Annotated in this window: 14 protein-coding genes and 1 pseudogene; 2 read left to right on the top strand and 13 right to left on the bottom strand. The window is 61.4% G+C overall.

Annotated features, from left to right (window positions below; genetic code table 11):
- The first annotated feature begins 68 nt into the window (after window positions 1–68).
- Together VM99_17380 and recR are read left to right on the top strand one after the other, a co-directional pair.
- Window positions 69–1,103 (top strand): 2-alkenal reductase, encoded by a 1,035-nt coding sequence (locus VM99_17380; GenBank protein AKJ99755.1) that lies wholly within the window; start codon window positions 69–71, stop codon window positions 1,101–1,103.
- A 66-nt stretch (window positions 1,104–1,169) separates the two neighbouring features.
- Entirely contained in the window at window positions 1,170–1,772 is a 603-nt protein-coding gene (gene recR / locus VM99_17375) for a recombination protein RecR (protein AKK01785.1), read from the top strand.
- Window positions 1,773–1,883: 111 nt separating this feature from the next.
- Here the strand turns inward: recR and VM99_17370 are convergent, their stop codons facing one another.
- The 13 genes and pseudogenes from VM99_17370 to VM99_17310 all read right to left on the bottom strand — a co-directional run bounded on the left by VM99_17370 (window position 1,884) and on the right by VM99_17310 (window position 18,087).
- Complete coding sequence (locus tag VM99_17370; GenBank protein AKJ99754.1) at window positions 1,884–2,432, bottom strand: adenine phosphoribosyltransferase; 549 nt, start codon at window positions 2,430–2,432, stop codon at window positions 1,884–1,886.
- 76 nt (window positions 2,433–2,508) lie between these two features.
- The gene (locus VM99_17365) at window positions 2,509–3,243 is read right to left on the bottom strand and encodes a transcriptional regulator (GenBank protein AKJ99753.1); all 735 of its coding nucleotides are present in this window, start codon (window positions 3,241–3,243) and stop codon (window positions 2,509–2,511) included.
- Between the two features lie 94 nt (window positions 3,244–3,337).
- Window positions 3,338–4,720, bottom strand: a complete 1,383-nt coding sequence (locus tag VM99_17360; GenBank protein AKJ99752.1) for a coproporphyrinogen III oxidase — start codon at window positions 4,718–4,720, stop codon at window positions 3,338–3,340.
- Between the two features lie 217 nt (window positions 4,721–4,937).
- Window positions 4,938–5,621, bottom strand: a complete 684-nt coding sequence (locus tag VM99_17355) for a cytochrome biogenesis protein (protein AKJ99751.1) — start codon at window positions 5,619–5,621, stop codon at window positions 4,938–4,940.
- On the bottom strand, window positions 5,614–5,832 hold the full coding sequence (locus VM99_17350; GenBank protein ID AKJ99750.1) for a cytochrome oxidase maturation protein Cbb3: 219 nt from the start codon (window positions 5,830–5,832) through the stop codon (window positions 5,614–5,616). The genes VM99_17355 and VM99_17350 overlap by 8 nt, the downstream gene beginning before the upstream one ends.
- A 24-nt stretch (window positions 5,833–5,856) precedes the next feature.
- Window positions 5,857–8,307, bottom strand: coding sequence for a carbonate dehydratase (locus tag VM99_17345; GenBank protein AKJ99749.1), 2,451 nt, complete (start codon window positions 8,305–8,307; stop codon window positions 5,857–5,859).
- Window positions 8,308–8,467: 160 nt separating this feature from the next.
- The gene (locus VM99_17340) at window positions 8,468–9,007 is read right to left on the bottom strand and encodes a membrane protein (GenBank protein AKJ99748.1); all 540 of its coding nucleotides are present in this window, start codon (window positions 9,005–9,007) and stop codon (window positions 8,468–8,470) included.
- 11 nt (window positions 9,008–9,018) lie between these two features.
- A complete protein-coding gene (locus VM99_17335; protein AKJ99747.1) occupies window positions 9,019–10,434 on the bottom strand; it encodes a (Fe-S)-binding protein in 1,416 nt (471 codons plus the stop codon).
- Window positions 10,435–10,692: 258 nt separating this feature from the next.
- The gene (locus VM99_17330; GenBank protein ID AKJ99746.1) at window positions 10,693–11,691 is read right to left on the bottom strand and encodes a phosphoesterase; all 999 of its coding nucleotides are present in this window, start codon (window positions 11,689–11,691) and stop codon (window positions 10,693–10,695) included.
- A 218-nt stretch (window positions 11,692–11,909) separates the two neighbouring features.
- Window positions 11,910–12,920, bottom strand: coding sequence for a hypothetical protein (locus VM99_17325; GenBank protein AKJ99745.1), 1,011 nt, complete (start codon window positions 12,918–12,920; stop codon window positions 11,910–11,912).
- Between the two features lie 396 nt (window positions 12,921–13,316).
- Window positions 13,317–17,318, bottom strand: a pseudogene (locus tag VM99_17320) (type IV secretion protein Rhs).
- 103 nt (window positions 17,319–17,421) lie between these two features.
- Window positions 17,422–17,832, bottom strand: coding sequence for a twitching motility protein PilT (locus VM99_17315; GenBank protein AKJ99744.1), 411 nt, complete (start codon window positions 17,830–17,832; stop codon window positions 17,422–17,424).
- Window positions 17,833–18,087: a prevent-host-death protein gene (locus tag VM99_17310; protein AKJ99743.1), complete on the bottom strand. Its 255-nt coding sequence runs from the start codon at window positions 18,085–18,087 to the stop codon at window positions 17,833–17,835. It abuts the gene before it with no gap.
- Window positions 18,088–18,234 lie beyond the last annotated feature (147 nt).

Below are 18,234 nucleotides of genomic sequence, written 5' to 3'. Positions count from 1 at the left end.
GAACGCCAAACCCCCGGCAATGGTCTGCTCCCTATAGCTGTTCACTCAACGATCAAGGAGACGCTTCCATGTCACAAGCATCGACCTCCAACCAGCGCATCGTCCTCGCGTCCCGTCCCAAGGGGGCTCCCACCGCGGAGAACTTTCGCATCGAGCAAGTGACGTTGCCTGACCTGGCGGACGGACAAATCTTGCTCAAGACCCTATTCCTGTCCCTGGACCCCTACATGCGTGGGCGAATGAGCGATGCGCCTTCCTACGCGGCGCCGGTGCAAATCGACGAGGTGATGACGGGTGGGGCGGTCAGTCGCGTGGAGCGTTCGCGGCATCCGAAATTCCAGGAGGGCGACCTGGTGGTCGGGGCCACGGGCTGGCAGAGCCACAGCATCAGCGACGGACGCAACGTGATCCCTGTCCCGTCCGGGCTGCCCAGTCCGTCGATGGCCCTGGGCGTGTTGGGCATGCCAGGCATGACCGCCTACATGGGACTGATGGACATCGGCCAACCCAAGGCCGGGGAAACCCTGGTGGTGGCGGCAGCCTCGGGTGCCGTTGGTTCGGTGGTCGGCCAGGTGGCGAAGATCAAGGGCCTGCGTGTGGTCGGCGTGGCCGGCGGCGATGAGAAATGCAAGTACGTGGTCGACGAGCTCGGGTTCGACGCCTGTATCGATCACCTCAGCGAACATTTTGCCGAAGAGCTGGCCCAGGCCTGTGACAAGGGCATCGACATTTATTACGAAAACGTCGGCGGCAAGGTCTTCGATGCCGTGGTGCCATTGCTCAACGCCAAGGCACGGATTCCACTCTGTGGCCTGATCGCCTCCTACAACGAACATCAGCCCCCCAGTGGCCCGGATCGCTTGCCGCAATTGCAGCGGACGTTGCTGACCAAGCGCGTGCGGATACAGGGCTTCATCGTGTTCGACGACTACGGTGACCGGCAGCCGGAGTTCATCAGCGCCATGGCGCCCTGGGTCCGGGACGGCAAGGTCAAGTTCCGCGAAGACGTGGTCGATGGCCTGGAAAATGCGCCGCAAGCCTTCATCGGCCTGCTGGAAGGACGCAACTTCGGCAAGTTGGTGGTACGGGTCGCTCAGGATTGAGTATTTGACGCTAATCGGAGGCGCGGGTATAAACCGCGTCTCGTTGTCATGTCGGACATTTCCTCGATGAGCTTCAGCCCTTTGATTCGCCAACTGATCGATGCCCTGCGAACCTTGCCGGGTGTAGGTCAGAAAACTGCCCAGCGCATGGCGTTGCAATTGCTCGAGCGTGATCGCAGTGGCGGTTTGCGTTTGGCCCAGGCCCTGAGCCAGGCCATGGAGGGGGTCGGGCATTGCCGTTTGTGCCGCACCCTCACCGAAGATGACCTGTGCCCTCAATGCGCCGATTCGCGCCGGGACGACAGCCTGTTATGCGTCGTGGAAGGGCCGATGGATGTGTACGCGGTGGAGCAGACCGGGTTCCGCGGGCGCTATTTCGTGCTCAAGGGGCATTTGTCGCCCCTCGATGGCCTGGGACCGGAAGCCATCGGCATCCCTCAATTGATTGCGCGCATCGACGAGGCGGGCACGTTCACCGAAGTCATCCTCGCCACCAACCCCACGGTCGAAGGTGAGGCCACCGCCCATTACATCGCCCAACTGCTGAACAACAAGGGCCTCATCGCCTCTCGCATCGCCCATGGCGTGCCGCTGGGCGGGGAGCTTGAGTTGGTGGACGGCGGGACGCTGGCGCACTCGTTTGCCGGGCGCAAGCCGATTACCCTCTGACAAACACCCGAAAACTCCTGTGGGAGCGGGCTTGCCCGCGAAAGCGGTGGATCAGCCACATTTATCTGGCAGACACACCACTTTCGCGAGCAAGCCCGCTCCCACAGTCGATTAGCGTTCGCTCAGGGAAAACTGCGTCAGGCAATACGTAGGGATGCCCATGTCTTCCAGGCGCTGGGAGCCCAGCAGTTCCGGCAGGTCAATGATCGCTGCCGCCTCGTGGATCTTGGCGCCCATGCGGCGGATCAGGTTGGCGGCGGCGATCAGCGTGCCGCCGGTGGCGATCAGGTCATCGAACATCACCACCGAGTCCCCTTCGCACAGGCTGTCGGCGTGCACTTCCAGGAAGGCTTCGCCGTATTCGGTCTGGTAACCCTCGGCCAGCACGTCCGCTGGCAGCTTGCCTTGCTTGCGAAACAGCACCAGCGGTTTGTTCAGTTGATAGGCCAGGATCGAGCCGATCAGGAAGCCGCGCGCGTCCATCGCACCGATGTGGGTGAACTCGGCCTCGACATAGCGGTGGGCGAAGCTGTCCATCACCAGGCGCAGGGCGGTCGGGGACTGGAACAGCGGGGTAATGTCGCGAAAGATCACGCCCGGCTTGGGGAAGTCGATCACGGGGCGGATCAGGGATTTGATGTCGAAGGAATCGAAGACCATCGTCGAAGTGTCCTGGCAGGGCTGCAAACGCGGCAGTATAGCGCGGCTGGGGCAATCCCTCAGCCGCGCTCGTCCATCAACCGTCGATCGAGCCGCCGGCCAGGGCGCAGAGCTGGATTGGGTCGAGGATGTGAATTTCCTTGCCTTCGGCGGCAATCAATTCGTTCTGCTGGAAGCGGGTGAAGACCCGGGACACGGTTTCCACCGCCAGGCCCAGGTAGTTGCCGATTTCGTTGCGCGACATGCTCAGGCGGAACTGGTTGGCCGAAAAGCCCCGGGCGCGAAACCGTGCGGAGAGGTTCACCAGGAACGTGGCGATGCGCTCGTCGGCGGTTTTTTTCGAGAGCAGCAGCATCATCTGCTGGTCGTCGCGGATTTCCCGGCTCATCACCCGCATCAACTGGCGACGCAACTGCGGCAATTGCAGCGCCAGTTCGTCGAGGCGTTCGAATGGGATTTCGCACACCGAAGTGGTTTCCAGCGCCTGGGCCGAAACCGGGTGGCTCTCGGTGTCCATGCCTGACAGGCCGACCAGCTCGCTGGGCAGGTGGAAACCGGTGAGCTGTTCTTCGCCGCCATCGCTCAGGTTGAAGGTTTTCAAAGCGCCCGAGCGCACGGCGTAGACGGAATCGAAGGTGTCGCCCTGGCGGAACAGGAATTCTCCTTTTTTCAACGGGCGTCCCCGTTTAACGATCTCGTCCAGCGCGTCCATGTCCTCCAGGTTCAACGAAAGTGGCAGGCAGAGGGGGGCCAGGCTGCAATCCTTGCAATGAGCCTGGTTGTGGGCGCGCAGTTTGACTGGCTCGGACATTTCTTAAATCCTTGTGGGAAAACACACATAGGCCGTAAGGGTACCCCAGCACAGGGGGTTGGGCCAGTGTGGTTTTACCGTCAAATTGTCGCGCTTAGATGACGCGGGAGAATCTTTGTCGGGTGTGCTGCTCCAGATAGGCGTCAAAAACCATGCACACGGCGCGCACCAGCAGGCGTCCGGCGGGCAGCACGGCGATGTGGTGGTCGTCGAGTTCGATCAGGCCGTCCTGCGCCATGCTGAGCAATTGCGGCCACAGCGGTGCGAAGTAGGCGCGAAAATCGATGCCGAAGGCGTGCTCGATGTCGGCGAAGGTCAGGTCGAAATGGCAGATCAACTGCTGGATCACCGCGCGCCGCAGGCGGTCGTCGGCGTTGCAGATCAACCCGCGGCTGGTCGCCAGTTGGCCGTCGGCGAGGGTGTTCTGGTAATGGGCCAGGTCGCTGCTGTTCTGGCAATACACGTCGCCGATCTGGCTGATGGCCGATACGCCGAGGCCGATCAGGTCGCAATGGCCGTGGGTGGTGTAGCCCTGGAAGTTGCGTTGCAGGGTGGCTTCTTCCTGGGCGATCGCCAGGTCGTCGTCGGGCAGGGCGAAGTGGTCCATGCCGATGTAGCGGTAGCCGGCGGCGGTGAGTTGTTCGATGGTGCCTTGCAGCATCGCCAGTTTCTGCTCCGGGTTGGGCAGGTCCTGGCCGTTGATGCGCCGTTGGGGCATGAAGCGTTCCGGCAGGTGGGCGTAGTTGAACACCGACAGACGGTCCGGTTGCAGGTGGATGACTTCTTCGACGGTGCGGGCGAAGTTTTCCGGGGTCTGCTTGGGCAGGCCGTAGATCAGGTCGATGTTGATCGAACGGAACTGCAAGGTGCGCGCGGCTTCGATCACGGCGCGGGTTTCGTCCAGGCTTTGCAGGCGGTTGACCGCGCGTTGCACGGCGGGGTCGAGGTCTTGCAGGCCGACGCTGACCCGGTTGAAACCCAGCTCCCGCAACAGCCCCATGGTCGACCAGTCGGCTTCCCGGGGATCGATTTCGATGCCGTAGTCGCCCGAATCGTCGTCCAGCAGGTTCAGGTGCTTGCGCAGCTTGCCCATCAGTTGGCGCAGTTCGTCGTGACTGAGGAAGGTCGGGGTGCCACCGCCCAAGTGCAACTGCTCCACCCGCTGGGCCGGGTCCAGGTGACAGCCGATCAGTTGGATTTCCTGCTCCAGGCGTTGCAGGTAGGCGTGGGCACGGCCCCGGTCCTTGGTGATGACTTTGTTGCAGGCGCAGTAGTAGCAAATGTTCGCGCAGAACGGCACGTGCACATACAGCGACAGTGGTCGCAGGGCCTTGCGGCTGTCACGCAGGGCGTGGAGCAGGTCGAAGGTGCCCACCTGGCTGCCGAACTGCGCCGCAGTCGGGTACGAGGTGTAGCGCGGTCCCGCCAGGTCGTAGCGGCGGATCAGGTCTGAGTCCCAACGAATGGCGTCGAGCATGCGGGCGTTCCCCGGATAGGCTGGCATGGGCGGAGTCTAGGGGGGCGGACGGCGGGGCGTGTTGATTTGCATCAACGGGGGCGACCGGCAAGGACCGCTGCACGTCCTCTGTGGGAGCGGGCTTGCTCGCGAAGGCTGCGGTACATCCAACATTACCGAAACAGCTAGACCGCTTTCGCGAGCAAGCCCGCTCCCACAGGGGGGGCGGAGAATCCTGTCAGTGCCCCATGAGCCAATGCTGGTGCGGCCCTGGCAGTGTCCAGAGGCCGAAAAGTATCACCAGCACGCCGCCGGCCAGGCGCACGCTGCGTTTGCGCAGCAGGGCAGTGATGCGTTCGGCGGCCAGGCCGGTGGCGAGCAGCACCGGCCAGGTCCCGAGACCGAAAGCCAGCATCAGCAGGGCGCTGTCCAGCGCATTGCCCTGGCTGGCGGACCACAGCAGGGTGCTGTAGACCAGTCCGCAAGGCAGCCAGCCCCACAGCGCGCCGAGCAACAAGGCCCGGGGCAGGCTCGACACCGGCAGCAGGCGGTTGGCCACGGGTTGGATGTACCGCCATAAGCCGCGGCCCAGGCCTTCGATGCGGGTCAGGCCGCTCCACCAGCCCGCCAGGTACAGGCCCATGGCGATCAACAGCAGGCCGGCCAGTATCCGCATGAACATCGCCGCCGGGCTGTTGGCCACGGCCCAGCCGGCCAGCCCGATCAACAGGCCGGCGCAGGCATAGCTCAGGATCCGTCCCAGGTTGTAGGCCAGCAGCAGCCGCAAGCGCCGGCTGCGCTGTTCCTTGGGGATCGCCAGGGTCAGGGCGCCCATCAGGCCGCCGCACATGCCCAGGCAATGGCCGCCACCCAGCAGGCCGAGGATCACCGCCGAAACCAGCAAGGGTGCCAGGTCAAGCATGAGGCGGGGCCTTGTCGTCCGGCCCGCGGGCCTGGCCGTCGGCTTCGTCCACCGCGGCCTGGTGATTAGGGTCCTGGTCGTCGAACAGGATGCTGTGGGCCGGACCGTCGAGGTCGTCGTACTGCCCGCTGTCCACGGCCCAGAAGAAAATGTACACGGCGATGGCCACGATCAGCAGCGCGGCCGGGATCATCACGTAGAGAGCTGGCATCTGGGAACTCCATGCCCGCGCGGCTCAGGCCGGCAGCGGGCGGGTATCGGGCGTGGTGTCGAACACTGGCGTGCGGGGCTGACGGGTCAGCCTGAGCGCGTTCAACACCACGGTCAACGAACTGATGGACATGCCGACCGCCGCCCACACCGGCGTAATCCAGCCGAGGGCGGCGAACGGCAACATGAGGCCATTGTACAGGCCTGCCCACACCAGGTTCTCGATGATTACCCGGCGGGTGCGTCGGGCCAGGTTGAAGGCGTGGACCAGGGCGTCGAGGCGGTTGGACAGCAGCACGGCGTCGGCGCTCGTCTTGGCCAGGTCGGTGGCCGAACCCATGGCGACGCTGATGTCCGCCGCCGCCAGTACCGGCACGTCGTTGACGCCGTCGCCGAGCATCAGCACCTTGCGGCCCTGTTGGTGCAACTGCTGCAACACCGCCAGCTTGTCGTCCGGACGCAGGCCGCCCCGCGCCTCGTCGATGCCCAGGTCGGCGGCGACACTGGCCACCATCGGCGAACTGTCGCCCGACAACAGCAGTGTCCGCCAACCCCTGGCCTGGCAGGCGGCCAGCAGGGCCGGGGCATCGGCGCGCAGGCGGTCGTCCAGGACGAACCAGGCCAGCGGCCCGCCGGCATCGCCCAGCAACAGCCATTGTCCGGGTTCGTCCGGCATCGTCGGTACGGTTGCGCCGCTCAATTGGCAGACGAAACCGGGTTGGCCGATGCGCAGGCGTTGCTCTTCCACCAGGCCTTCCAGGCCCAGCCCGGGGGTGCTTTGTACGTGCTCGGCGGCCACGGGGGCGCGGCCGAAGGCGCGGGCGATGGGGTGCTCGGAGCGATTTTCCAGGGCAGCGGCCAGGGCAAGGCATTGGTCGCTGTCGAGGGCGGCCAGCGGTCGGATGGCACGCAACGCCAGGCGACCTTCGGTGAGCGTGCCGGTCTTGTCGAAAATCACCGTGTCGATCTGGTTCAGGCCCTCCAGCACATGGCCGCGGGTCAACAGCAAGCCGAGCTTGTGCAGGGTGCCGGTGGCGGCGGTGAGCGCCGTCGGCGTGGCAAGGGACAGCGCGCAAGGGCAGGTGGCGACCAGCATCGCCAGCACGATCCAGAAGGCCCGGGACGCGTCCAGTTGCCACCACAGCAAGCCGATGGCCGCTGCGGCGACCAGGGAGAACAGCAAGAACCACTGGGCGGCGTGGTCGGCGATCTCCGCCAGTCGCGGTTTCTCGGCCTGGGCTCGCTCCAGCAAGCGCACGATGGCCGACAGGCGAGTGTCCTGGCCGAGCGCGAGCACCTCCACCGTCAGGGCGCCTTCGACGTTGAGCGTGCCTGCCGTGACCGCATCGCCCGCCTGGCGTGGCTGGGGCAGGTATTCGCCGGTCAGCAGTGACTCATCGATGCTGGATTGGCCCTCCAGGATCCTGCCGTCGGCCGGCAGCACCGACCCTGGATGCACCAGCACCCGGTCGCCGTTGCGCAGTTCACTGAGCAGGATCCGCTCGCTCTGGCCGTCATCCGCCAGACGCAGGCATGAGGCCGGCAACAGGTTGACCAGTTGCGCGGTGGCCGCGGCCGTGCGCTCACGGGCCCGGCGCTCCAGGTAACGGCCGGCCAGCAGGAACAGGGCGAACATGCCCACGGCATCGAAATACAGCTCGCCGGCGCCGGTGATCGATGTCCAGATCCCGGCGATGTAGGCACTGCCGATGGCCAGGGACACCGAAACGTCCATGGTCAGGTGCCGGGTCCGCAGGTCGCGCATCGCGCCCTTGAAAAAGGGCGCACAGCTATAGAAGACGATGGGCGTGGTGAGGAACAGGGCCACCCAGCGCAGGATGGTGTGCATCTCCGGGCTCAGGTCGATGTTGAATTCCGGCCAGGTGGCCATGGTCGCCATCATCGCCTGGAACCACAGCAGGCCGGCCACGCCCAACTGGCGCAGGGCCAGGCGATTCTGGGCCGCCAGTTGCTCGCTGGCCTGGTCGGCCTGGTACGGATGAGCGACGTAGCCGATCTGGCGCAACTGGGCCAGCAGCGTGCTCAGCGGCAATTGAACGTCGGCCCAGCGCACATGCAGGCGATGATTGGACAGGTTCAGCCGCGCCTCGGCCACCGCCGGCAAGCTGCGCAGTTGCTTTTCGATCAACCAGCCGCAGGCGGCGCAACTGATGCCTTCCATCAACAGGGTGGTTTCGGCCAGCTCGCCTTCATGGTGCACGAACGACTGCTGCACGTCCGGGCGATCGTACAGCGCCAGCTCATCGGTCAACTGTACCGGCAGGGTTTCGGGGTTGGCCGACGCTTCGCTACGGTGCTGGTAATAGCTCTCCAGGCCGCCTGCGACAATCGCCTCGGCCACCGCCTGGCAACCCGGGCAGCACATCTCGCGGGTTTCACCCAGGACAACGGCGGTGAAGCGGCTGCCGGGAGGGACGGGCAGGGCGCAGTGGTAGCAGGGCTGGGGAGTGGTCATGGTTGTCGCATGAAGGCCTTTATGGCTGGGGCGTTTGCGGGTTTATGGGCGCTGTTGTGGCGAGGGTCTTGTTCCCGCTCGGCTGCGCAGCAGTCGTAGTCGGATGAGCCGGTCAGACGAAGAACGGGGCCGCTTCGCGACCCCGCCACCCAGAAGCGATTTACTTCTTCAGGTCTTCGGCGCCTTGCAGCGGTTCATCGCCCAGCAGGATGTCCTGGCCATGGTTGACCTGTTCTTCTTCGAACAACCGCCAGGTCTTGTCGTTCTCCACCCCCAGCAATTCGACAAAGCGTCGGCCCTCGATCTTGTCCGCCAGTTGGCCGACGTAGCGACCGGGTTCGCTGTCATTGCGGGTCAGGACGATCTTGCGGTCTTTCTCCGGTTGGGTCGGGGAGATCAGGCTCAATGCCAGCGTCTGCGGGCGGCTGTTGCCGTTCAGGTGCAGGTTCACTTCGCCGGTGACGTCGTCCAGTTGCACGTTGGCATGCAGTTGCAGGGTCTGGGCCAGCAATTCGCGCTCCAGCGAACGGTTGATACCCTTGCCAGCCTCGTAATAGTTGTCGTTGACCAGGTTGTCCGGGTTTTTCACCGCAATGGTCACCATCGTCAGGCTCAGTGTCACCGAACAGGTCAGGATCCCGATAATGATCCACGGCCAGAGGTGCTTGTACCAAGGGCTGGTGGCGGTTGCTGCAGGCATGTTCAGTTCTCTCAACGAGTTTGTGGGCCGATGAATCGGCTCTTGGCTTCAACGTGAACGCTTTCGTCATCGGCATCCTTGAGGATGAAGGTCACCTCGTTGGTGCTCGATGGCAATTGCTCCGGTGCGCTGGACAATTCGACCGGCTGGCTGAAGATCTCGCCGGCCGCGACCTTGATTTCCCTCCGGCCTTGCAGCTTCAGGTCGGGCAGGCCGGCAGCTTCCAGGACGTAGGTGTGGTCGCGCTGGTCCTTGTTCATGATCTTCAGGCTGTAGACGTTCTCGATCCGCCCCTCGGCGTTTTCGCGGTACAGCACGCGGTCCTTGCTGACGTCGAACCCCACCAGCGAGCGCATGAAGAACGCCGCCACCAGCAAGCTGATCATGGCCAGCAGCACCAGGGCGTAGCCGATCAGGCGCGGACGCAGTTTATGGGTTTTTTGCCCGGACAGGTTGTGTTCGGTGGTGTAGCTGATCAGGCCGCGGGGGTAATCCATCTTGTCCATGATGTTGTCGCAGGCGTCGATGCAGGCCGCGCAGCCGATGCACTCGATCTGCAGGCCGTCGCGGATGTCGATCCCGGTCGGGCAGACCTGGACGCACATGGTGCAGTCGATGCAATCGCCCAGGCCCAGGGCCTTGTAGTCGACGCCTTTCTTGCGCGGGCCACGGCTTTCGCCGCGACGCGGGTCGTAGGAAACGATCAGGGTGTCCTTGTCGAACATCACGCTCTGGAAACGAGCGTAAGGACACATGTAGATACACACTTGTTCGCGCAGCCAGCCGGCGTTGCCGTAGGTGGCGAGGGTGAAGAAACCGACCCAGAAGTACGACCAGCCGTCGGCCTGGCCGGTGAAAAACTCGAACACCAGCTCGCGGATCGGTGTGAAGTAACCGACGAAGGTCATGCCGGTGACGAAGCCGATCAGCAGCCAGAGGCTGTGCTTGGCGAACTTGCGCAGGAACTTGTTGGCCCCCATGGGCGCCTTATCGAGCTTGATACGTTGGTTGCGGTCACCCTCGGTGACCTTCTCGCACCACATGAAGATCCAGGTCCACACGCTTTGCGGACAGGTATAGCCGCACCAGACTCGTCCGGCATAGACGGTGATGAAAAACAGCCCGAAGGCGGCAATGATCAGCAGCCCGGACAGCAGGATGAAGTCCTGGGGCCAGAAGGTCGCGCCAAAAATAAAGAATTTGCGTTCAGGCAAGTTCCACCAGACGGCCTGGTGGCCGCCCCAGTTCAACCAGACCGTACCGAAGTACAGCAGGAACAGGACCGCTCCACCCACCATCCGCAGGTTGCGGAACAGGCCGGTGAAGGCACGGGTGTAAATTTTTTCCCGAGAGGCGTACAGGTCGACGCTTTTGTTCGCGTCCTTGGCAGGCGGGGTGACGTCATGTACCGGAATCTGATTACTCATCAAAATGCATCCCACGGCAGTGGAAAAGTGCCAAGGCCAGTACGTGCCGACCACGGTCACAAAGGGGTGTTGCAGTGGCGCAATGATACGCCTGTCGCTCTAGCTCAAGGGTGCGACCTTTGGTCGCGTTGGGCGCAAGGGTCGAATGGTGTAGCGGATGTAACAAGTCATGATCCAGATCAATTGACTTGTCGAGTATAGCCGTCCAGCCGCGGCGGACGGCGCCAATGGGAACCCCCTTTGACGCCGCTTGAAAGGCTACCGGACCTCAACGGTGTGACTGGCGACAGGATTGCGCCAGTCGTTGTCGGCAATGATGTGCACGGTCAGGTGTTTCCTGTCGTCGGAGAGCTTGGCATGCAGCCAGGTTTTCCGGACAGCCGAGCCGCTGGTGAACAAAGGCACGTCGCCGTAGGTGTAGTTGGGCGGATGCGCCCCGGGCTTGTTGTTCCCATCGACGGAAAATACAGCGGTCACGCCATGATCCTCGATCAATTGCTTGAAACGGGTGATCTCAGCCACCGGGACTGGCCAGCGGAACGGCTGGTTCAGGCTCAACAGAATGATTTTTCCCTGAGAGCGCGCCTGTTGCAGGTCGCGCTCCAGCCAATCGAGGGACGCGGTAATTTCGTAGGCGGTGGTATTGAACACGGCGTGGGTGGAAAAATTCACCGAATACGTGGGTTGGTTATGCAATTGAACCAGGTGCACATCGCCAAAATCCCTGGCATAGGCCAGGCTTCCATACCAGGTTTTCGTCAGGCCTGAAGCCCTGGCCGACAAGTCCATGTTCCGGGTTTTTCCCCAGTAGCGTTCTTTGAAGTCGTCGACACTTCCGGCCGCACAACTGGCGCAACTTTCGACATTGAAGTCGTAGTCATGATTGCCCAGGCCGTAGTCGTAGCTATTGTTCAGTTTGTTCTGCAAAACCGTCTTGATATAAGAACGCTCGCTGGCCTGACCTGACCGGGTCAAGTTGCCGTTGATCATGACAGGCACCGCGGCGGGTCCTCCTGATTGCGCACGGAACTCGGCGATGCTGGTGTACTGCGCGTCGATCAGCCAGCGGGAGCGGGACGCCGTATCGCTGGCCGATTCGGCCTCACCGTTTTCGGATTTTTCGCTGGAGGGGTACTTCGGGCTGGCGGCAAATACGATAGCACTGGGTGCTACATCCGCCGCCAATGAATGAGCGGCCGGCACGCCGTAGAGCACTAACAAAGCGGATAGAAGTTTCAAGTCAGTCAGTTTTTTCATGGAAATCCTTTTCTATGAATAATGGATATTTGTTCCAGGGGCGACTTTAGCGAGATGAACTTACGCGTGCCAGAGTGGAGGGCGGTGGCATTGATAGTGTTTGTGTCAGTGAGATAACAGGACAATTTCGGTGGCGTACATCCGGAAGATCTTCGCTGAGCCACGAAGATGCTTCGCTTGGGGAAGTACAGCCTGCCCTGGCTAAAATCGCCGCAATTTTACTGCCTGTACAGGATGTTGTAGAACGAAGCGGGGTCGTCATTTAGCAAAGACAGGTCATGACCCGTGGGGATTTTTTCGAACAGCGCTTTGGTGACGCTCATGCGACGTAGGATGATGGCCTCCAGCAGCTTACCAAACAGCACCTCATCATTGACGTATTTCTTCAGTTTCAGGAGTTCACGGGGTCGGTTTTTCAGGATGTGAAAGGAGTAGTTCATCAGAATCATGTTCGAGACGAACAGGTTTTCCGTTGATTGGAGCGGGTTGATTGTATCAATCAACGCGTTGAGTACCCGCTGCCTGTCCTGAGCATAAGTGTTCAGGAAAAGGTCGGGATACATGAGCTCGCTGTGACGGTCATTGAGCTTGAAGCGATAAGTGTCTGCGTCAGGTTCGGTCAGTAACCGGATAACGGCTGTCTGATAGTTTTTCAAATGGCTCAACAGCTCATGCTCTTTCCTGGCATCCGCCTTGATCGTTCTGTAGACCAGGTCGATGATCTTCAGAAAAGGCACAGGCCCCAAGGCATCGGTCGTCATCATCAATTGATGACCCTCGATGCTGAACCGACGATACACCTCGTCGTCGATGCTCAACTCGAAGAGCAGGAACCTGAACATGTGGTTTCTGAGTTGCGCATTGGAATCGATCGTGCTGTTCTTCAAGCTGATCAACTGGATCAAGTAGAAGAAAATAAAATAGTCCTTGTTGGTTCGTTGGCGGTTGTCGATCTCAAGTAGGTAACCAAGGCGTGAGAGAACCAGAAGCAGGGCATAGCAATCCAATTCCGTGAAACCGATTTTCGCCATGGATTTTTCGAAAGCGCTTACTGAAAACAAATCGTGCCAACGGCTCACGCTGAAGGCTGAGCCGTTGCGTTTCCTGGCCACGACTCGGAGTAATGAGGGCTCGTCTTCTTCATAGAAAATGGCGCCCAGCGCCTTAGGGTAGGGGCGGGCGTTCAGGAAATTTTCAAGCTTATAGGAGAGGAGGTTGAATATGTCCATTTAGCCTTACCCACATGTCTTCCACTTTCCATTCGGGCCTTTTTTCTCGACACGAAATGACGTGATGGTTTTATTGAATTTATCCAACAACCGGAAACCGATTCCTCTGGCCTTGGGTTCATTCGTTTTGGAAAGCACGCCATCTTTCAACCCGGTCTCCTTATAGTCAACAGTAGAGATATCTTTGTGGTTATTGAGCATGCTGACCCCTTCATTGTTGACGGTAGCGACGACTCGATATTTTTCATTGCCTGGGTTGAATCCTGGGTTGCTGTCTTGATTGACCCAAACCGCCTTCTCTCCTCGGATATTCGGTACCAAGCCCCCTTTACCGCCATTGGCGGCCTTTGAGGAAACCGTTTCGCTTTCGCCCATGTAGCGGATAATCTCGTTTTCTTTCAACCCCAATGGGTCGATCCAGGTAAACGGATTCGGTGAGTAGCGATAGAGATTAAGGCTACCGGTCAGGCCCAGAGGGTCGGGCGTAGTAAAGCGTCCGATGTCGGGGTCGTAAAAGCGAAAGGTGTTGTAGTGCAGGCCAGTTTCCCGATCCAGATATTGCCCTTGGAATCGAAGGTTCTGTTCTTCGACGTAATACGGTTCACGCACCTCCTCAAAAGTGTTGCCCCATACTTGATAGCGGGCATGCCACAGCGGATGCCCGTCATTTTCCGTCAAGGCGTATGGCTGGCCATTGGGATCGTTGTGGTAATGGCGAATGCGTTGATTCTCTTCGATGCCATCGACCCTTGCCAAGGGCTCGTGACCGTTATCAGCGTAGAGGTACAGGCTGGTCAGGCCACTTTTTTGCTCTTTTAGTAATTGCAGACCATCCCAGTCGAAGCGCGTGGAAGCGATGAGTTGACCTTTGCTGTCATGTTCAGTTTTCCCAATCCTTCGGCCCAAGGGGTCATAGCGCATCCTGACGACGCTTTCTCCCTCCACTTTCTGCGTTCGAACCTCAATCAGACGATGATCCGAGTCATATCTGAATCGTTGCAACCCGTGCCGTTGGCTGCGTTTTTCTATTATTCGTCCGAAGCCGTCGTATCGATAACGCTTATCCTGATAAGTCAGCAATTGGTTGTGCATAACCCGTCCGGCTGCGCCCCGGGAGCCGTCGAGGAGATTGGCAGCCGCATCGAAGGAGAACGTTTCATTCTGTCCTTGGCGGCTTCCCTGGCTCGCCATGATTCGTCCCGTCGCGTCGTAGTGCAGCAGTTGACGTTGCTGACCTTGTGGCAGTCGTTCGAGGCGTCCTACAAGATGATCGCTGGGGTCGAATTCAAAATGGATCTGTTCGGCATTGGCCATCGGCGAAGAAGGGCTTGCGAGGCGGCGTTGGCGACTGCGTAGGCGTCCGCTACGGTCGTAGTCGCTACGCGTGTGGATTTGGCCTTGCGTGCGCATCACCTCACGATGCAGCCGGTCACGTTCGAAATCGCTGATGACTTGACCGTCAAGATTGATCTGATGCAGGTGGCCACTGCCGTAGTAGAGGCGGTTAATCCAGCGACCGTCAGGGAGTCGGGTTCGGATGAGATTGCCGAGTTCGTCGTAATGGTGCTGCAAAAGCCCTGTCGAACTCTGTTCTTCAATCAAATATCCCAACGCGTCATAAGCGAAGCCCAATCGCTGTTCATCGCCATCTTTATTGGCAGTGACGGCTTCGATCAATTGGTTCAGCGGGCTATAGCTGTACCGAGACTGTCCGTCAGGCGTGAGTCGAGTGATTAGTCGGCCTACCGCATCGCGTTCCAAATGCTGGACGATGGGTTCTTCGAGGGGTTGATGATCATTTCGCAGCGCTGCGACGGTCTCGACTCTTGTTACGTGGTCAAGAGCGTCGTAGGTGTAACGTTTGACGCTGCCATCGAGATTGCGCTGTTCAGCCAGCCGATCCCCGGCATCCCAGGCAAACCGATAGCTTTCCCCATTCTCATTGACCAGGGCCTGCAGTCGTCCGTAGCTGTCGTACGCAAACTGCACCTGCCGGCCCTGGGCATCGGTGCGCTGGCGCACTTGGCCGCGGCGGTTGTGTTGGTAGAGCGTGGTGTGTCCGGCCGGGTCGGTGTAGCCGGTGAGCTGGCCGGCGGCGTCGCGCTGGTAATGCTCGGTGCGCCCGTCCGGCAACTGGCTGCTGAGCAGGCGGCCCTGAGCGTCATAGCTGAACTGGGTGCGTTCGCCGAGGGCATCGGTGATGGTTTGCAGATAGCCGCGCGAGTCGTAGCTGAAGCGCGTCGGGTAGCCTGAGCAATCGATGTGCTCGACGAGTTGCCCGAACGGGTTCCAACGCAGCTTCTTACGCTTGCCGGTGGCGTCGATGATCTCGATGACCTGGCCGTGGGCGTCGTAGCGGTAGCGGGTGACGTGGCCCAACGGGTCGGTCTCGGCGATGCAGTTGCCCCGCGAGTCGTAACGATACTGCCAGCCGTTGCCGGCGGCGTCGGTGTCCACCAGCGGCAAGGCCCAGTGTTCGAGCCACAGAGTGGAATCGCTGCGGCCCAAGGGGTCGGTTTCGCTGACCAGGTTGCCGGCTTCGTCGTAGCTGAAGGCATAGCCGCCGCCCTGCGGGTCGGTGGCGCTGAGTAACTGGCGTTCGTCGTTCCACTCGAACAGCCAGGTCTGGCCGAGGTTGTCGGTTGAACGGATGATCTGGTGCTGGTTGTTCCAGTGGCGGGTGCTGGTGCGTTGCAAGCTGTCGGTGATGCACGTGGTACCGGCCGCCAGGTCATAGTCGAACTGATAGGTGTCACCTTCGTCGGTCCAATGCCGGATTACGCGCCATTCCTGGTTCTCGATCAGCGCCCATTCGTAGAAGCAGCGCAGGCCGGTGGGCAGTTGGTGCTCCACCATGCGCCGCTCGGCGTCGTAGCGGAAGCGCCGTTGCACCTGGCCGGTGGCGTCGCGTACTTCGGCGAGGTTGTTCGCCGCGTCGTAGGCGTAGCTGACCAGCATGTCCCGCGACTGGTCGGGGTAGAGGCGCTCGATGCGCGTGACACGCTCGCCTTCGCGGATCAGTTCGACCTGCACCAGGTCGAAGGTGTCGCGCAGGCGCACCAGGCGTCCGGCGTCGTCATAGTCGAGGTGGATGCGGTTGTCGTTGCGGTCGCCCAGTTGGCTCAGGCGCAGAAGCGCGGCCCGGCCCGGGGTCGGCTCGAACAGGCGGTACAGGCCGTCGTCGCTTTCGATCAACAACTGGCCGTTGACGTGCCGGCGCACGGCGAGGCCTTCGCCGGCGCTGAACACCGCGCCGCCCGAGGGGATCGCGCCCATGTCGATAGGGCGGGCCTGTTCGTCGGTGTAGATCAGGGTTTCGCCGCCGTCAGGGTGGGGGAGGATCTCCACGCAGACTTCATAGGCCACACTCCAACCGGCGCCGAACAACGTATCACGGCGCTCGTCGCGGCTGTTGTAGAAACGTTGCCAGTCGATCGCCAGGATGCCGGGCAATACGAAGTCCAGCTCTTCATCGCGCCCCAGTACCTTGGCCCCGGTGGCGGCGTGCACCGGATTCGACGAACCCATGGCCGCGTTGGCTGCCGCGCCCATTGCGCTGCTAACCGCCATCGACGCCGCTGCACCGGCCAGCATGCACGGCAGCTTGCTGAAAAACTTGCCCTTGCCGCCCTTGAGCATCAGCAGCGCCGTGACCGCCAGCCCCACGCCCGGGGTCTTGCCGCTGCGGATCTCGCGCACCACCACGGTACCGCCGCCGATGGTCACGTCAGGGGAAATCAGCCCCGATGACACAACCTTGGCGTCGCAAGTGCTGCGGTCACCGCTGCGCACGGCGGGCTGGCCGTTGATGGTGACCTTGTCCGAGCCTTCGGCCAAAAACTGCGGCGGCATCGGCGGGTGCTTCAGGCAGGTGATCATGTCCAGCGGTTTGGGTACGGCGCCGGGCGCGGGCGTGGCGACGGTGGGGCGCCACATCTGCGAGAAGAAGCTCTCGGCCATGTCCAGGTAGCTGGGCTCGGGCTGCGGCTCCTCGAGTTCGGTGCCGGCGGGTGCGACATGGGACTCGATGGCGCCGGCGGCGCGGGCGGCGGGGATGTTGTTGGTCAGGGTGTTGGTGGCGCCAGTGAGGATGTTGGCCTGCACCGTGGGCGGAAAGAGCGCGTTGCCAACGCCCTCGCATAAATTGCTCAAGCCTTTGTCGGCTCCGGTCTTGCTCATCGCGATGCCGACCACTGCACCGACCACCGCGCCAAGCAGGAAGCAACCGAGCCCACCGGTGGCCACGGTGATGCCCGTGGCGGCCACCACGGCGGCGGTGGCCAGGGCCGTGATGGCGATGTTCGCGGCTACTTCGAGCACACCACCGAGGATGTCGGCCATCATCGAGGTGTGTTCCAGCGCATCGCCCAGGCGGGCAGCCCAAAGTGCGTCAGACATGCCGGAGCCCCGGATGTTTGACGGCCATTTGCTTGAAGGGGTCTATACCTATCACTACGCCTGTCTCCTTGGCGATGAGTTGAGGATCCGTTGTAACGTTATTTCAGCTTGACCACGGATTGAGCAACGCCACGCCGCTGCCCTGGAAATCGTTCACGTTGCGGGTGACCACGGTCAGCCCGTGGACCAGCGCGGTTGCGGCGATCAGCGCGTCGCATTCATTGCAGCGGTCCGGTACATGCAGCCGGGCGCAGCGCAGCGCGACGGCGCGATCGATCGTCAGGATTCTACCTGCAAACGCAGGCATCACATGGTTATCCAGCCATTCACGCAAGCGGCTGCCTTGAGCGGGGTCTTTGCGTTCGAAGCGCGATACGCCGGTTTCCAGTTCCAGTACGGTAATCGCCGAGACGTACAGGCTGGGGGCAGGAACGCTGCGCGCCCAGGCTTGGACGTTTCTATTTGCTTGAGGTTTGCGCAGTTCCGAAATGACGTGGGTATCGAGTAAGAACATTCAGGACAGGTCTACCGAGCGGGGAGTGATGACGGCACGCTCGGTCTCGAAATCGATATCCGGCGCATCGGGCATGACCAGCAACTCGACAATGCTGGCGTTGACGCCGGTCAGTTTCTGGTACTCCTCAATGCTTAGCAGCACGTGGGCCGGCTTGCCACGGTCGGTGATGATAACCGGCCCGTCGCGGGTGGCTTTTTTGGCACCACTTGTGTCGTGGTTGAATTCACGGCTGGAGAGTGTGGTGATGGACATGGCGGTGCCCCTCATTGAGCTTGAATGTAGGCACGTTACTACTTGCGCCGATGGCCGACAAGCGCAGCAGGACAGGTTTCGCGACACCGAGAACGAAAAGGCCCCGTCAATGTGCATTGACGGGGCCTTTTGGTGTTTCAGGCGAAA

Source organism: Pseudomonas chlororaphis (genome assembly GCA_001023535.1).
Classification (GTDB): Bacteria; Pseudomonadota; Gammaproteobacteria; order Pseudomonadales; family Pseudomonadaceae; genus Aquipseudomonas; species Aquipseudomonas chlororaphis_E.
Note: the sequence above shows the minus strand (reverse complement) of the source record. Positions and strands in the feature narration are given on the sequence as shown.

Coding starts and splice junctions, on each gene's coding strand:
- VM99_17380 (AKJ99755.1), top strand. CDS start 69: ATGTCACAAGCATCGACCTCCAACCAGCGCATCGTCCTCGCGTCCCGT.
- recR (AKK01785.1), top strand. CDS start 1,170: ATGAGCTTCAGCCCTTTGATTCGCCAACTGATCGATGCCCTGCGAACC.
- VM99_17370 (AKJ99754.1), bottom strand. CDS start 2,432: ATGGTCTTCGATTCCTTCGACATCAAATCCCTGATCCGCCCCGTGATC.
- VM99_17365 (AKJ99753.1), bottom strand. CDS start 3,243: ATGTCCGAGCCAGTCAAACTGCGCGCCCACAACCAGGCTCATTGCAAG.
- VM99_17360 (AKJ99752.1), bottom strand. CDS start 4,720: ATGCTCGACGCCATTCGTTGGGACTCAGACCTGATCCGCCGCTACGAC.
- VM99_17355 (AKJ99751.1), bottom strand. CDS start 5,621: ATGCTTGACCTGGCACCCTTGCTGGTTTCGGCGGTGATCCTCGGCCTG.
- VM99_17350 (AKJ99750.1), bottom strand. CDS start 5,832: ATGCCAGCTCTCTACGTGATGATCCCGGCCGCGCTGCTGATCGTGGCC.
- VM99_17345 (AKJ99749.1), bottom strand. CDS start 8,307: ATGACCACTCCCCAGCCCTGCTACCACTGCGCCCTGCCCGTCCCTCCC.
- VM99_17340 (AKJ99748.1), bottom strand. CDS start 9,007: ATGCCTGCAGCAACCGCCACCAGCCCTTGGTACAAGCACCTCTGGCCG.
- VM99_17335 (AKJ99747.1), bottom strand. CDS start 10,434: ATGAGTAATCAGATTCCGGTACATGACGTCACCCCGCCTGCCAAGGAC.
- VM99_17330 (AKJ99746.1), bottom strand. CDS start 11,691: ATGAAAAAACTGACTGACTTGAAACTTCTATCCGCTTTGTTAGTGCTC.
- VM99_17325 (AKJ99745.1), bottom strand. CDS start 12,920: ATGGACATATTCAACCTCCTCTCCTATAAGCTTGAAAATTTCCTGAAC.
- VM99_17315 (AKJ99744.1), bottom strand. CDS start 17,832: ATGTTCTTACTCGATACCCACGTCATTTCGGAACTGCGCAAACCTCAA.
- VM99_17310 (AKJ99743.1), bottom strand. CDS start 18,087: ATGTCCATCACCACACTCTCCAGCCGTGAATTCAACCACGACACAAGT.